This is a genomic window from Sulfitobacter aestuariivivens (genome assembly GCF_014763045.1).
Taxonomy (GTDB): Bacteria; Pseudomonadota; Alphaproteobacteria; order Rhodobacterales; family Rhodobacteraceae; genus Sulfitobacter; species Sulfitobacter aestuariivivens.
Genome location: NZ_JACTAG010000001.1, coordinates 387,275 through 401,406, shown reverse-complemented (window position 1 = coordinate 401,406; position 14,132 = coordinate 387,275). Strand labels below are relative to the sequence as shown.

The following is a 14,132-nucleotide window of genomic DNA, read 5'->3' as shown; positions in this document are numbered from 1 at the left end:
CTGCCCGCCTGCGGATTGTGAGAGGTGCCGGTGGAAAGCGGGCCAAGAACCGGCATCAAAGGCCTACGATGGGGACTGCTTGGGCGTCAATACGCCTTGAGAATCTCGAGTGCCTGCGCATGAACTTGGGCGTTCGCGGCGGCGATGGCCCGTCCGCCTTCGTGGGCAGGGCCACCTTGCCAGTCGGTCACAATGCCACCTGCAGCCTGAACGACCGCAATGGGCGCCTGAATGTCATAGGCGGCAAGGCCTGCCTCGATCACCAGATCCACCTGACCGCTGGCCACCAGCGCATAGGCATAACAATCCATACCATAGCGTGTGAGCTTGGCGTGCTGGGCCACAGCATGAAAGGCCTGACCTTCCTCTGTGCTGCCCACCTCGGGGAAGGTCGTAAAGACAATAGCTTCACTCAGATCGCGGGCGGTGCGAGTGCGCAGGGGTCGGCGCTGTTGCTGCCAGACGACTTCCGCGCCATGGGGCGTTCCTTCGAACCGCTCATCAATATAGGGCTGGTCGATGATTCCATAGAACGGCCCGGCGGCATCCGAGACGGCGATGAGCACGCCCCACGTCGGCGTGCCGCTGACAAAGCCGCGGGTGCCGTCGATGGGGTCCAGCACCCAGGTAAGGCCGGAGGTGCCGGGCTCAGCGCCGTATTCTTCGCCCAAAATAGCATCGTGGGGACGTTCGCGGCCAAGAATGTCCCGCATCGCACGCTCTGCCGCGCGATCTGCTTCGGTCACGGGGTCATATCCGCCGTCTTCTTTGTTGTCGTCGGAAAGGGACGCACTGCGAAAGAGCGGCAAAATCGCCCTGCGCGCTGCCTCCGCTAACAGATGGGCAACGCGGGCGATATCGGGATCAAACGGTTCTTGATGGGTCATGCAGTCGGCCTGCCAGCTTGAGCAGGCCTTTGCAAGGTGGCTTAGGCGACGTCACTAAGCACACGTGCCAGTTCAAACAACCGACGCCGCTGATTTTCGGGGATAGAATAATAGGAGCGCACCAGATCCATCGCTTCCTTGTCGCTCATCAGATCAACAGGGATGGGATCGTTTGCCGCACCCTCTTCAACGCCTTCCGTCTTCAGGCCCTCGAAAAAAAACGACACCTGCACGTCCAGGGCATCAGCGATGTCCCACAACCGCGAAGCGCTGACACGGTTGGCCCCTGTTTCATATTTCTGAATTTGCTGGAACTTGATCCCGACCAATTCGGCAAGTTTTTGTTGCGTCATTCCGGTGAGCCAGCGGCGCTGGCGGATGCGCTTGCCGACATGTACATCAACCTTGTGGGCCATTTTTATCTTTCCTCAAGTCTCGGCACGTACTCCATGCCATTTGTTTCGCTTCCCGTCTGCCGCGCAACATTTTCGCAAAGCAACACAGCATTCAACATAAGGAATATTTACCACACGGCAATTAGTATTCGCCGGGCCGCATTTCATGATATGCGGAAGATCTACAACCTTAGGTGTTATTTAAGCCCTAACGTTGGGGCGCGTTCATCCGGATAATTGCCCGGTTATGCGCGAAATTTGCTGATCCTGAACGAAAAGTTCCCATATAACTTATGTTTAAACATGAAAAAATGCACGCATAGGTAGCAGAAACGCGCCACCGGGGAAAATTCAAGTCGGTTTCCCCGCGACCAGCCTCTGCATAGCACACGCATAAGCTGTTTTCCGCCGATGTAAATCCCATAAGCGTGTAAATTCCGCCCATGATCTGCATTCAGACCGTCACACAGCGCGTAAACGGGCTGTTTTTCCATCGGTAAACGCGTTGCGCAAGAGAATCGCCAACTGATCCTGTAATTCGCCCGCGCCGGCGGCGGCACCGTAAAGGTTGATCTGCTGACGCGGCAGATCAGGCAGCGCACCCCCGTGGTCGATGCGTTCGAGATAGGGCGGTTCCGTGCCCTCGATGAGGGCATGAATTGCCAGATCGGCGGCCACGGCGGCTTCGATTGTGCGGTCGCTGTCGGTTTCAAGCCCCATTTCCCAAGACACATCCGCCGTATCGAGCGCATTTATGACGTGTGGCCGGAACGTGCAGAGGCGGCAAAACGCCAGCCGCACGGGTCGCTGCCGCCAGGCAGAGCCATCGGGGGCACCGACCCAGATCAATGCCTTGCTGACCAGTGCCTCTGCGCCGTTGTGCTGGCCGGTCTCTGTGGTCAGGATCAGATCGCAGTCCCCTTTGCCGAAGCGTTCTTTCAGTTCGCGCGTGTTGGACGCCTCAAGGTTGACCTTCACCCGTGGATAGGCGGCGTGGAACTGTTTGAGGACCATCGGGATGGCCGGATAAACGATATCGTGCGGGACGCCGAGCGTAATCTCACCCTCGTAGGCCTGGTGGGTCAGGCGAGTGACAACCTCGTCGTTCAGGGAAATCATCCGGCGCGCGTAGGTGAGCAATTGTTCTCCGGAAGCGGTGAGCGCAATCGTGCGCCCGCTGCGGTCCAGCAGATCGAGCCCCAGCAACTCCTCAAGCCGTTTAAGCTGCATTGAAACAGCCGATTGCGTCAGGTGCAGAAAACCCGCCGCGCGGGTCACGCCACCGGAATCCGCAACCGCGACGAAGGATCGCAAGGTGGTGATGTCGAGGTTTCGCATAGATCAATATCCTTGATGTGACACATAACAAACATTCGTTTTCATTATGCCTCCGAAAAACCGATATATCAAGCATCAGTATACAAGAACGACAACACATCACAGAATGGAAAGGATACATCTGATGCATTCCCCCTCCTCCACCTGCACGCACACACCGGCTATCCGGCACATTCCCCGGCGCAGCAGCCTGCTGCACACATTCCATCAGTTGATCGCACTCTATCGGTCCCGCAGGGCGCTTGCAGCGCTCAGCGATGCGGAGCTGAAGGATATTGGCCTGACAGCTGACGCTGCCCAGCGCGAGGCGCGCCGCCCGGTCTGGGACGTTCCAGACTACTGGATGCGCTAAGTCAGCCATAAAGCAGATCAAATCGGTCGGAATTCCTGACGAAAACCCTTGAAATGGCGCGGGTCTGCACCGATATTCAAGGCAATACCGCGTGGGCAGTCGCCTGCGCGGAACCATTTGCCAATTGGAGGGTCACTTTTAATGGCTGACGTGAATACAATCCGGACAACCGCCGGAACCCGCGCCGCCGCAATCGACGAGGGTCTGCGCGCACATATGAACAAGGTGTACGGCACCATGTCCGTGGGCATGCTGATCACCTTCGCCGCTGCCTGGGCCATCTCTGGCCTTGCAGTGACAACTGATCCCGCCGCTGGTGTCGCCCAGTTGAGCGCGAGCGAGTATCTGACGCAGTTCGGTTACACGCTTTACGCCTCGCCCCTGAAATGGGTTGTGATGTTTGCGCCGCTGGTCTTTGTCTTTGGCTTTAGTGCCATGATCAACCGCATGTCGGCGGCCACTGCACAGACAGTGTTCTACGCCTTTGCGGCTGTGATGGGCATCTCGATCAGCTCCATCTTCCTGGTGTTCACCGGCTACTCCATCGCGCAGGTCTTTCTGATCACCGCGATTGCCTTTGCTGGTCTGTCCTTGTGGGGCTACACCACCAAAAAGGACATCTCAGGTTGGGGGAGCTTCCTGATCATGGGTGTGATCGGCCTGATCGTGGCGTCGATCGTGAACATTTTTCTCGCCTCTTCGGCGCTGATGTTCGCCATCTCCATGATTGGTGTTCTGATCTTTGCAGGCCTGACCGCCTACGACACCCAGAAGATCAAGACCGACTATCTGGCACATGCACATACCGGTGATACCGAGTGGCTGGGCAAGGCGGCCATCATGGGCGCGCTGAACCTCTACCTCGACTTCATCAATATGTTCATACTGCTGCTTCAACTGCTCGGTAACCGCGAGTAAGCAGGCACTGATACGTACTATTGGGGCCGGTCAACTGACCGGCCCTTTTTCTTTGGAGCACGCGATGCTGGAACTCAGACCTAACTGTGAAATGTGCGACACGGACTTGCCGCCTGATGCGGAAAACGCCCGGATCTGCACCTATGAATGCACATTTTGCGCCGCCTGCGTTGACGATGTGCTGCACAACGTCTGCCCGAACTGCGCTGGCGGCTTTGTGCCGCGCCCGATCCGGCCTGCCACAGCGCGCCGGGCCGGTGTCAGCCTGACACATCAGCCTGCCGGCACCAAACGGCGCGCATTGAAGCATGACCGGGAAAGCATCGCTGAACTGGTCGAAGCGACGCGTAATATTCCCCCTGCGGATCGTTAGGAGTTTGTGGTGCTGACCCCGGTAAAGCCAACACTGTTGGAATAGGCATCGCTCATCCCCGGCTGCGGCGGCGGTCCGACAAAGCGCCCCCCGCAAGCAGAGAGCAGAGCAGCGGCGCAAAACAGCGCGAGAATCTTGGCAGTCATGATCATTCCTTGGCAGCTAGGATAATGCGAGTATTGCCGCAGCGCTGGCAGGGCGCAAGCGCGTCTTGTGGCCGCGAGACCTGACCCTCAATGCAAAGATGTCATCAGAGCGACATACTCGGGTTAAATGACTGCGCAAGACTGATCCACGCAACCAGTGCGTTGGTCTTTCCTGACTGCGCGTCCGTATCGGGTATGGGCTCATCGAAACAGCTCAGACTGGGCGCACTTACAATCTGCGCTGCATGCGCTGGGCCGGGAAATCAATCCCGGGCGCCAGCGGGATCATGATGGCCCCCATGGCCCTGAACCCCATGCTTTCATAGAACGGCACAGCTGTATGGGTCGACATGCATGCCATGTCACGCACGCCCCGGGCGGCTGCGTCCTGCAAGACACGGGTCATCACGGCGCGGGCGACCCCACGGCGTGTGTGATCGGGGTCGGTCACGAAGTGGCGGATGTTGCCCTTGCCACGCTGACCCGCACCACGGCCACCGGGCCCGGCCTGCGTCCAACCGCCCGCACCCACCAACGTGTCGCCGATAATAGCGACCTGAAAGGTGCCACAGGTCACCAGCCGGGGCTGCGCGCGCGATATCAGCGGGATCGCCGTGACAAGAACGGAGGGCGGATAGTCAGGTGCCAGAAGTTTGGGATAGGCCCGCGCAAAGAGCGCATCCAGCGGCGCGATGTCTCGATGTTCGCCGGGTCTGATGACGATGTCGGACATGGGTACATGTCTCCGATATAGAACGCAAAAGGCCGCGCCCGATGGCGCGGCCTTTGAAACTCAAGCGAAAGGCGATCTTACTTGATCTTGCCTTCCTTGTATTCCACGTGCTTGCGCGCCACCGGGTCGTATTTCTTGATGACCATCTTTTCGGTCATGGTGCGTGCATTTTTCTTTGTGACGTAGAAATGGCCTGTGCCCGCGGACGAGTTCAGACGGATCTTGATCGTGGTTGGCTTCGCCATGAGATGTCTCCTGCTGCAAGGATGCCACTGGCGCCCCGCGTGAATTCTGAAACTCGGCTTCTAATTGGCCAGCAGACAGAGTCAACGGCAAAGTGGGCGATAAAGGGTCACAACACCGCTCAGTGGTGGATTTTTCTTGCCCAAGCCCCCTTTCCTCTTCACCCTGACCTGCGACAAGAGAGGTAACGTGCCCCAGGACAACCCATCACAGAAAACTGCTCGGCCGCTGAATCCCTTGTCGCGGCTGGTCGCGCGGGCGGGTATGTCGATCCGATCCAAGCTGCTGATTGCCTTTCTGGGTATCACCCTTTTGATGGCAGGTCTGGCGCTCTTTGGATTGACGGCGCTGCAAAAAGCAAATGAACGCACCGAAGCGCTTATCCGACATCAGGAACGCCTGTCGGCCTACAGCGATATCCAGGGCTATATGGGGGACTTGGTTACTTTTGCCCTGTCGGCTGCGGCCTTTGACCCGAACAAGGAATACGGCCAGTCAAATCTGACCCGAAACCCCAGTGCGATCTTTGCCAGCAGGGTTGGCGCGGCCGAAGGCGACATCGCGCGGATACGCCGCCGCCTGGCGGATGAAGAAGACACCGAAAGACTGACTGATTTCATTGCGGATATCAGGGGACTCAGGCCGCATGCTTCGACCATTCTGGAGCTAAGACGGGCGGGCGACCTGGAAGCGATCAGTAACATCGTGCTGGAGCAGGTCCTGCCCATTATCTTCAGTGTTCGGGGTCAGGCCTATACCACTATCCAGTCCATCGAAAAGGAGATGGCCCAGACCGCTAGGATCACCGCGCAAGCTTTTCTGGCGTCGCGCCAGCAGGTCATTGCCAGCGCACTTATCGCGATCGGGCTGGCATTGCTAACGGGCTTTGCCATGTCCTCGGCCCTGATCTGGCCCGTGCGGAGGATCGGCAGCACATTACAGACGATCGCGCTTGGTAAATTCAATGCACAGGTCGCCGTACCGAACCGTGACGAGCTGGGTGATCTGGCGGCAGGCGTCAATTCCATGAGCGATCAACTTGGTGCGCTTTACGAAGAGGTCGAGGCCCAAAAGGCCGAGTTGCAGAGTTGGAATGCGTCTCTCGAAGGCAAGGTCGCCAAGCAGGTGGACGAGATCGAGCGCACCAACCGTCTGCGCCGCTTTTTGCCGACACAGGTTGCCGACCTGATCGTAGAAGGGGATGGCAGCGACGACCCCTTGGGCGTGCGGCGCGGCGAGATCACCGTATTGTTTGCAGATCTTCGTGGGTTCACGTCCTTTTCCAACGCCATGCCACCAAAGCAGGTGATCGGCGCGCTGAACGCCTTTCACGCAAGTGCCGGACCAATCATCGACGCACACGGCGGCACAATAGAGAGATTTCTGGGAGATGGCGTGATGGTGCTATTTGGTGCTCCTGTCGCCATGGACGACGCCGCACAACGCGCTCTCGACACAGCACTTTCCATGATGGATGCCGTGGAAGCGGCGCTTGCGGCATTTGCCTCAGCGCCGGGCGGGGCCTCCATGGGTCTGGGCATCGGGATTGGCAGCGGTGTGGCGACCCTGGGCCAGATCGGCTTTGAGGGTCGGCAGGATTATTCGGCTATCGGACCTGCGCCCAATTTGGCAGCGCGTCTTTGTGACAAGGCCGCGGCCGGGCAAATCCTTGTATCGCACGCCACGGCATGGCAAGTCGAAAACGAATTGGCACCGGTGGGCCCTTTCGAGCTGAAAGGGATTGGTCCGGATGTGACGGCGTTTCAGGCGATTAGGCGCGCGGAAGGCCTGTAAGCCGGATTCTGTCCCGGAAGTTGCCTTCCATGGATGACCATTCATCTGACCTGTGCGTTGCCACACAGGCTATAGCTGCCAACCCGAACCGCTGGGGCAAAGCCACCCCGCCTTACGGCACGCGGTTCCTATTTGGCATTGCTCCCGGTGGGGCTTGCCATGCCGCCCCTGTTGCCAGCGGCGCGGTGGGCTCTTACCCCACCTTTTCACCTTTACCCTGCATGCAGGGTAGTCTGATTTCTGTGGCGCTGTCCGTCGGGTTGCCCCGCCCGGGCGTTACCCGGCACCGTTGCTTGATGGAGTCCGGACTTTCCTCGACCCAAGGCTGGGCCGCGGCCATCCAGCCTTCCGCGCAGGTTTTGCCCTAGCGGCTTGGCGGGGGCGCGGTCAATGGGAATTGCTACAACAGCGGGATGATATCTGCCGTGCTTACTGGCCCGCAGCCCCCGGGGCGGTAGCGATGGCGCACTGCCTCAAGCAACGCCTCGTGCGACACGTCCGCCGGATATCCGACGGCCACAGCGGCGGCCTGAAAGGTCTCGGGCGTGACTGTCCCGGTTGCGGCTCCTTGTCCGCGCCGCCGCGCCAGGCCCTGCCGTTCCAGACGCCGCCAGTCAAACCGGGGGCCGGGGTCGCTCTTGCGACCCGGCGCCATGTCAGAATGACCAATGATTCCCTCAGCCGCGATGTCCCATCGCGCCATGATCGCGTGCAGCATCTCTTCAAGAGCGTCTATCTGGGGCGCGGCAAAAGGATGGGTCCCGCGATGATCCAGCTCAATCCCGATGGAGCGGGAATTCACATCCCCGCGCCCGCCCCAGGAACCCGCGCCTGCATGCCAGGCGCGCATGGATTCATCCACCAGCTGGGTGATTGCGCCATGACGGCTGATCACGTAATGCGCCGAAACTTCTGCTGCCGGGTCACACAGCCGCGCGATTGCGGCGGCTGCGGTCTGCATTGCCGTGTAATGGATGACAACCAATTCGGGCCGCAAACCATCCCGGCGCGGCCCGCAATTCGCTGAAAGGTGCTGTGCGACCTGCATCGCTGCCAATGCTAGCCCTCGTCGGAGATAGCAAGCGGATCGACCGCCACCGCTGCAGGTTCAGCCGCAGACCGGGCGTTGCGGAACGGGGTTGGGTCCCAGGCGCAGGCGTACCCGTCACCGTCAGGATCGACGCCCGCACGGTCCCGTTCGGGCCCCCCTCGAGCAAGAAAATCGATCTGCGCCTGATCCGCACTGTTATATCGATTGCACGCGCGGGTGTATTTGGACTGACCGCCAAAACCGAAGCGGCTGTAGACCTTTGTGCCGATCGGATGATTGCTGGACAACGCAAAGGCGACAATATTGGGTCCCGTCGCACCGCGATTTGGCAGGGCTTCAGGTTGCACGACCTGATACTGGGCGCGTGCCGCGGCCAGCCGCTGAGCATCGCTTTGAATGCCGCGCTGGGCCGATACGGCGTCAAAGTTGTTTTCCTGGCTGATCCCGTCGCTGTTCAGAACCGCAGGCGCCGTGGCGGCTGTTGTTGCCGCTGGCGTCACCGCTGCAACGGTGGATGCAGGGGGTGTGGGCACAGCGGTACGATTGGGATCGGTCGCCGCCAGAACGCGTTGTGTCTCTGCGATGGTTGCTGCGGTAGAGGCATCAACCGAGGTGTCGATTGGTGTCGTCAGAGGGTCGGTCGTCACCGGAGGGGGCGGCGGCACAGAGGCGGCCAATGCGGCATCGCGCTGAGCTTGCTGGCGGGCGAAGTTGTCGTCAAACCCCACACCTGCGCCCGAATCCGGGACCGCAGGCTGACAGGCCGACAGGGCCGCGCTTGCGGCCAGCACAAGGAAAACACGTGGTATCATAAGACCTGCTTTGTCTACGGACTGCTGAATTGCCCCCGGCCTTACCACCATTTATCGGCCTTGGCCACAAACCCGGCGGCCTGTTCCAGCGCATAGGCGGAAGACAGCAGATCGGCTTCTTCCCAAGGGCGCCCGATCAGTTGCAGGCCCAGCGGCAGCCCCTGGCGGTCTTGCCCGGTAGGCACCGCAATGCCGGGCAGCCCGGCAAGGTTCACCGTCACGGTGAAGACATCGTTAAGGTACATCTGTACCGGATCCGCATCGGCCATTTCGCCCAGCCCGAAGGCCGCGGAAGGTGTGGCAGGCGTGAGGATACTGTCGATGCCTTGCGCAAAAACATCCTCGAAATCTTTCTTGATCAGCGTGCGTACCTTGCGGGCGCGGTTGTAGTAGGCGTCATAAAACCCTGCTGACAGCACGTAGGTGCCGATCATCACGCGCCGCTGGACCTCGGGCCCGAACCCTTCGGCCCGGGTTTTCTCGTACATCTCGGTGATGCCGTCGCCCTGATCGAGCTTGGCACGGTGGCCGTAGCGCACCCCGTCATACCGCGCGAGGTTTGACGATGCCTCGGCAGGTGCAATCACGTAATAGGCGGGCAGCGCGTATTTGGTATGCGGCAACGAGATATCCACGATCTCAGCCCCGGCATCGCGCATCATCGCGATACCGTCCTGCCAAAGCGTTTCGATCTCTTCGGGCATGCCATCCATGCGGTATTCTTTCGGGATGCCGATTTTCTTGCCGCGCACGTCCCCGGTCAGCGCTGCTTCGAAATCAGGGACCGCCAGATCGGCAGAGGTGGAATCCTTTGGGTCATGCCCGCACATCGCTTCCAGCATGATCGCCGCATCGCGCACCGATTTGGTCATCGGACCCGCCTGATCAAGACTTGAGGCAAAGGCCACGATGCCCCAGCGCGAGCACCGGCCATAGGTTGGCTTGATGCCCGTGATCCCGGTGAAAGCTGCTGGCTGGCGAATGGATCCGCCCGTATCCGTCCCGGTCGCCGCAAGGCAAAGATCGGCAGCAACAGCTGCGGCAGAGCCACCAGAGGACCCGCCCGGTGTCAGCTGTGCGGCATCATTGCCCCGCCGCCACGGGTTCACGGCATTTCCGTAGACAGACGTCTCGTTGGACGAGCCCATGGCGAATTCATCCATGTTGAGTTTCCCCAACATCACGGCCCCTGCATCAAAGAGGTTTTGGGAAACCGTGCTTTCGTATTGTGGCAGGAACCCTTCGAGGATGCGACTGCCCGCCTGGCTGGGAACGTCTTTGGTGCAGAACAGATCCTTGATCCCGATCGGCAGACCGCACATTGCGGGGGCATCTGCATCTTTCAACCGTGCATCCGCCTGCGCGGCCTGTTCCAGCGCCTTTTCGGGCGTATGGTGCACAAAGGCGTTAAGCGCCCCTGCCCCATCAATCGCCGCAAGGCAGGCGTTGGTCAGCTCTTTTGATGATGTCTCACGGGCACGCAGCGCATCGCGCGCCTCGGCAAGACCAAGCTTGTTCAGATCAGACATTATTCCACCACCTTCGGAACGGCAAAAAACCCTTCGCGGGCGTCTGGCGCATTCTTCAGAACTTTGTCCTGCTGATCGCCGTCCGTGACCACATCCTCACGGCGCTTCAAACGCTGAGGGGTGACAGATGTCATCGGCTCAACACCCTCGACGTCCACCTCGTTCAATTGTTCGATGAACCCCAGAATACCATTGAATTCCTGCGCCAAAGCGCCCAGCGCTTCGGGTTCCACCTTGATCCGCGCCAGCTTGGCGACGCGCGCGGCTGTGCTCTCGTCAATTGACATGGGCTGTCTCCGTTTTCCTGCCCGTCCCTTACCGCCCCGCGCCGCGCCTCGCAAGAGCACGGGACGCTTGTCCATTTCACCCTTTTGAAAATACCTGTTCCAGCGCGGGCCAAGCACGCTATCATCCACCAAAAAGGAGAGACCTATCATGAAAATCATCTGGCTTGGCCACGGCTCGTTCCGCTTTGAAATCGAAGATCAGGTGATCCTGATGGACCCCTGGCTGAACGGCAATCCGATGCTGGACGAAGATCAGCACGATGCGGCCATCGCCGGGGCCACGCAGATCATGGTCACACATGGGCACTTTGACCACACCACCGACATTGCGATGATCGCGCAGAAAACCGGTGCCCCGGTGGCAGGCATGTACGAGTTGATGAACTGGTTTGAAACCCAAGGCGTAAACGCGCCCACGGGCTTCAACAAGGGCGGCAGCATCATGGCGGGCAATGTGAAGATCACGATGGTACCGGCGTCGCATTCCTCATCCGTGGCGGGGGATGCCGGGCCCGTCTACACCGGGCAGGAGACAGGGTTCATGATCCAGGCCGGGGGCAGGACGCTCTATCATTCGGGCGATACCGACATCATGGCCGACATGGAGTGGATGGGGGACTACTTCAAGCCAGACATCGGCATTCTGTCAGCGGGAGGGTTTTACACGATGGACATGGCAGGTGCGGCCTATGCCGCCAAACGCTATTTTGATTTCAAGACTGTTATCCCCTGCCATTACCGCACCTTTCCCGCCCTTGAACAATCGGCCACGGTATTGGCCGACGGCCTGCCGGGGGTCGACGTGATCGAACCTCAGGTGATGATCCCGATTGAGGTCTGAGCACTTGGTACGTGCGTCACCAGAGTTGCTGGCCATCTCGCGTCGCTGGTTTTCAACCATCGAACACAAACGATTGAAGGAATTGAAAAATTTCGTCTCCGCGCGTGCGTACGTCAGATTTCTGGGCAGCGCCGAGGCGGAAAACTGGAGCAGCGCAGATATCAATCAGGCCATCGGCACCTATTTTGACGTCATTCCCGAAGGATCGACCTTCATAGAGGAAAACAGCGAAGCATTCGAGGACGGCAGCGTCGGCTGGTCCTTCCTTACCCATGCTATTCAGTTTCCTATGGCAACCCGGCCGCCAGTGGTTTATCGCACCACATTGATTTTTGCGCCGGAAGAAGGTCAGTGGAAAATCGTTCATCGGCACGGGTCGATCCCCGTTGCCAATTCAGACTCTCTTGGCCTCGAGGTAGTCAGCCTGACCGCCCTGATCGAGGCGGCAAGAGACAGCTACGTTCACGACCAGACCGAGGGGCTGGCATCGGTCGTCTTCACCGATATCGTGGGCTCGGCACGAATGGCCGAGGTGCTGGGAGACCGGCTGTGGTCGGCGACGATGGAAGATCACTTTGCCATGCTGCGAGTCCATATCGAACGGGCAGATGGCAAATTGGTCAAATCCATGGGGGACGGTACGCTTAGCCGGTTTGCATCGGCCCGTCAGGCGCTGCGGGCGGCAAAAGCGATGCAGACTGCCGTCTCGGAAGACGCGGACGGACCTGATCTGCTGCTGCGAGTGGGTGTTCATACGGGCGATGTGGTCAAATCAAAGGACGACTTTTTTGGCACGGTCGTGAACAAGGCCGCGCGCCTGATGTCACTGGCAGGTCCGGGCCAGATCACCGTGTCGGATGCCACCCGTGTCATGGTGTCGGCCAGTACGGAATTCCAGTTCGTGGATCCCGTGACCGTGCCGCTTAAGGGTCTGGAGGGCGATCATCTGGTCCACCGGCTGGAATGGCAATCGTAGCTCACCCCGATCCAAAGTCGACGGCCATGAGGCAGCGCCGCGGGGCGAGGCATTCGGGATTGGTGAATGCGTTTATTCATGGGCCCTCTGGATAGGCATCCTTAGCCTTCTCTTTTCTGTGCAAAAAATGTCTTGAGAAGGCTCTCGGCCTCGGCCCCGGCGATGCCGTCAAATACCTCGGGAACATGGTGGCATTGCGGATGCGAAAAAACCTTTGCGCCCTGGGCAACGCCACCGGATTTCGGATCAGCCGCGCCATAATAAAGCCGCGCGATCCGTGCCGCCGAGATCGCCGCGGCACACATCGCGCAAGGCTCCAGCGTGACGTACAATGCGTGACCGACAAGGCGTTCAGAACCCGCGGCGGCACAGGCGGCGCGGATTGCCAGCACTTCGGCATGGGCGGTAGGATCGTTCAATTCGCGCGTTCGGTTGCCCGCTTTTGCGACCAGCGTTCCTGTTGCGTCGGCGATTGCAGCGCCTACCGGCACCTCGCCCCGCGCCCCGGCGGCGCGCGCCTCTTGCAATGCGACATCCATGTAAGATCGAAACGTCATGGCCCCACTAGCACCCAATCGCCCCCCTTTCGCAAGCGCTGCAAAGCGGGTAAGTGCCGCCTATGAGCGAAACACCCCCTTCTGACACGCCCCCGCCCGGTGACCGCATTGCCAAGGTGCTGGCCCGCGCCGGTATCGCCTCGCGTCGCGAGGCCGAGCGGATGATCGAAGCGGGTCGCGTCCGTGTCAATGGCGATCAGATCCTGTCGCCCGCGCTGAACGTGACCCCGGCCGACGAGATTACGGTCGATGGCAAGCGCGTGTCTGAGCCCGAACCACCGCGGCTGTGGCTGTATCACAAGTCGACCGGTCTGGTGACGACGACACGCGATGAAAAAGGGCGCGGCACAATTTACGATGACCTGCCCGGCGACATGCCACGTGTGATGTCGGTGGGGCGGCTTGATATCAATTCAGAAGGATTGCTGCTGCTGACTAATGATGGCGGCGTCAAACGCAAGCTTGAGTTGCCCTCGACCGGTTGGCTGCGGCGGTATCGCTGCCGCGTGAACGGACGGCCCGAAGACAAGACGCTGGAGCCGCTGCGCCGGGGGCTCACAATCGACGGGGAGCGGTTTCAACCGATGGAGGTCTCGCTGGACCGACAGCAGGGGGCGAACGCCTGGCTGACAATTGGCCTGCGCGAAGGCAAGAACCGCGAAATCCGGCGTGCGATGGAGGCCGTGGGGTTAAGCGTCAACCGTTTGATCCGGGTGTCTTACGGCCCCTTCCAGCTGGGCGAGCTAAAGTCCGGAGCGGTCGAAGAAGTGCGCCGCAAGATCGTGCGGGATCAATTGGGACTGGACATCGAAACCCCAGTAGGCACCGCAACCAAGAAGCCCAAAAGCGTTGCACGATCTTCCAAGCGTCGGCCTGTGCGCACCCGCCGCACGTCCTGAA

The 14,132-nt window shown here is 59.9% G+C and carries 17 protein-coding genes, 1 other RNA gene and 1 pseudogene; 7 read left to right on the top strand and 12 right to left on the bottom strand.

Going from position 1 to position 14,132, the window contains the following annotated elements; all coding sequences use genetic code 11:
• Positions 1–86: 86 nt before the first annotated feature.
• The 3 genes from hisN to H9Q16_RS01885 all read right to left on the bottom strand — a co-directional run bounded on the left by hisN (position 87) and on the right by H9Q16_RS01885 (position 2,620).
• On the bottom strand, positions 87–887 hold the full coding sequence (hisN, locus tag H9Q16_RS01895) for a histidinol-phosphatase (RefSeq protein WP_191073679.1): 801 nt from the start codon (positions 885–887) through the stop codon (positions 87–89).
• A 41-nt stretch (positions 888–928) separates the two neighbouring features.
• A complete protein-coding gene (locus tag H9Q16_RS01890; protein ID WP_191073678.1) occupies positions 929–1,303 on the bottom strand; it encodes a helix-turn-helix domain-containing protein in 375 nt (124 codons plus the stop codon).
• Positions 1,304–1,744: 441 nt separating this feature from the next.
• Positions 1,745–2,620, bottom strand: coding sequence for a LysR family transcriptional regulator (locus tag H9Q16_RS01885; protein WP_191073677.1), 876 nt, complete (start codon positions 2,618–2,620; stop codon positions 1,745–1,747).
• 124 nt (positions 2,621–2,744) lie between these two features.
• Here H9Q16_RS01885 and H9Q16_RS01880 point away from each other — a divergent pair, with 124 nt between their 5' ends.
• The 3 genes from H9Q16_RS01880 to H9Q16_RS01870 all read left to right on the top strand — a co-directional run bounded on the left by H9Q16_RS01880 (position 2,745) and on the right by H9Q16_RS01870 (position 4,263).
• Positions 2,745–2,972, top strand: coding sequence for a DUF1127 domain-containing protein (locus H9Q16_RS01880; RefSeq protein ID WP_191073676.1), 228 nt, complete (start codon positions 2,745–2,747; stop codon positions 2,970–2,972).
• Between the two features lie 141 nt (positions 2,973–3,113).
• Positions 3,114–3,890, top strand: a complete 777-nt coding sequence (locus tag H9Q16_RS01875) for a Bax inhibitor-1/YccA family protein (protein WP_191073675.1) — start codon at positions 3,114–3,116, stop codon at positions 3,888–3,890.
• A 91-nt stretch (positions 3,891–3,981) separates the two neighbouring features.
• Positions 3,982–4,263, top strand: coding sequence for a DUF1272 domain-containing protein (locus H9Q16_RS01870; protein WP_246455428.1), 282 nt, complete (start codon positions 3,982–3,984; stop codon positions 4,261–4,263).
• On the opposite strand, the gene H9Q16_RS01865 is transcribed toward H9Q16_RS01870, so the two are convergent.
• From H9Q16_RS01865 to rpmG, 3 genes are all read right to left on the bottom strand, one after another.
• Positions 4,260–4,409 carry a hypothetical protein gene (locus H9Q16_RS01865; protein ID WP_191073673.1) on the bottom strand — a complete coding sequence of 50 codons (150 nt, stop codon included), beginning with the start codon at positions 4,407–4,409 and terminating at the stop codon, positions 4,260–4,262. The genes H9Q16_RS01870 and H9Q16_RS01865 overlap by 4 nt on opposite strands.
• Positions 4,410–4,638: 229 nt before the next feature.
• Positions 4,639–5,142 (bottom strand): GNAT family N-acetyltransferase, encoded by a 504-nt coding sequence (locus H9Q16_RS01860; RefSeq protein ID WP_191073672.1) that lies wholly within the window; start codon positions 5,140–5,142, stop codon positions 4,639–4,641.
• Positions 5,143–5,219: 77 nt separating this feature from the next.
• Entirely contained in the window at positions 5,220–5,387 is a 168-nt protein-coding gene (gene rpmG, locus H9Q16_RS01855) for a 50S ribosomal protein L33 (RefSeq protein WP_007119221.1), read from the bottom strand.
• A gap of 262 nt (positions 5,388–5,649) precedes the next feature.
• On the opposite strand from rpmG, the pseudogene H9Q16_RS20895 reads away from it, so the two are divergent.
• Positions 5,650–7,068 (top strand): annotated as a pseudogene (locus H9Q16_RS20895) (adenylate/guanylate cyclase domain-containing protein); the annotation flags it as partial.
• Between the two features lie 92 nt (positions 7,069–7,160).
• Here H9Q16_RS20895 and rnpB read toward each other — a convergent pair.
• The 5 genes from rnpB to gatC form a co-directional block, all read right to left on the bottom strand.
• Positions 7,161–7,531, bottom strand: an RNA gene (gene rnpB / locus H9Q16_RS01840) — RNase P RNA component class A.
• Between the two features lie 48 nt (positions 7,532–7,579).
• Positions 7,580–8,227, bottom strand: coding sequence for an N-acetylmuramoyl-L-alanine amidase (locus H9Q16_RS01835; RefSeq protein WP_191073671.1), 648 nt, complete (start codon positions 8,225–8,227; stop codon positions 7,580–7,582).
• An 11-nt stretch (positions 8,228–8,238) separates the two neighbouring features.
• Entirely contained in the window at positions 8,239–9,042 is an 804-nt protein-coding gene (locus tag H9Q16_RS01830) for a hypothetical protein (RefSeq protein ID WP_246455425.1), read from the bottom strand.
• A gap of 41 nt (positions 9,043–9,083) precedes the next feature.
• On the bottom strand, positions 9,084–10,571 hold the full coding sequence (gene gatA, locus H9Q16_RS01825; RefSeq protein ID WP_191073670.1) for an Asp-tRNA(Asn)/Glu-tRNA(Gln) amidotransferase subunit GatA: 1,488 nt from the start codon (positions 10,569–10,571) through the stop codon (positions 9,084–9,086).
• Entirely contained in the window at positions 10,571–10,858 is a 288-nt protein-coding gene (gene gatC / locus H9Q16_RS01820; RefSeq protein WP_191073669.1) for an Asp-tRNA(Asn)/Glu-tRNA(Gln) amidotransferase subunit GatC, read from the bottom strand. Before gatC ends, gatA begins: the two co-directional genes overlap by 1 nt.
• 148 nt (positions 10,859–11,006) lie before the next feature.
• On the opposite strand from gatC, the gene H9Q16_RS01815 reads away from it, so the two are divergent.
• Both H9Q16_RS01815 and H9Q16_RS01810 read left to right on the top strand, forming a co-directional pair.
• The gene (locus H9Q16_RS01815; RefSeq protein WP_191073668.1) at positions 11,007–11,699 is read left to right on the top strand and encodes a metal-dependent hydrolase; all 693 of its coding nucleotides are present in this window, start codon (positions 11,007–11,009) and stop codon (positions 11,697–11,699) included.
• 4 nt (positions 11,700–11,703) lie between these two features.
• Positions 11,704–12,675, top strand: coding sequence for an adenylate/guanylate cyclase domain-containing protein (locus tag H9Q16_RS01810; RefSeq protein ID WP_191073667.1), 972 nt, complete (start codon positions 11,704–11,706; stop codon positions 12,673–12,675).
• 101 nt (positions 12,676–12,776) lie between these two features.
• Here the strand turns inward: H9Q16_RS01810 and H9Q16_RS01805 are convergent, their stop codons facing one another.
• Positions 12,777–13,232 (bottom strand): nucleoside deaminase, encoded by a 456-nt coding sequence (locus tag H9Q16_RS01805; RefSeq protein WP_191073666.1) that lies wholly within the window; start codon positions 13,230–13,232, stop codon positions 12,777–12,779.
• Between the two features lie 62 nt (positions 13,233–13,294).
• Between H9Q16_RS01805 and H9Q16_RS01800 the strand changes: the two genes are divergently transcribed.
• A complete protein-coding gene (locus H9Q16_RS01800) occupies positions 13,295–14,131 on the top strand; it encodes a pseudouridine synthase (protein WP_191073665.1) in 837 nt (278 codons plus the stop codon).
• Position 14,132 lies beyond the last annotated feature (1 nt).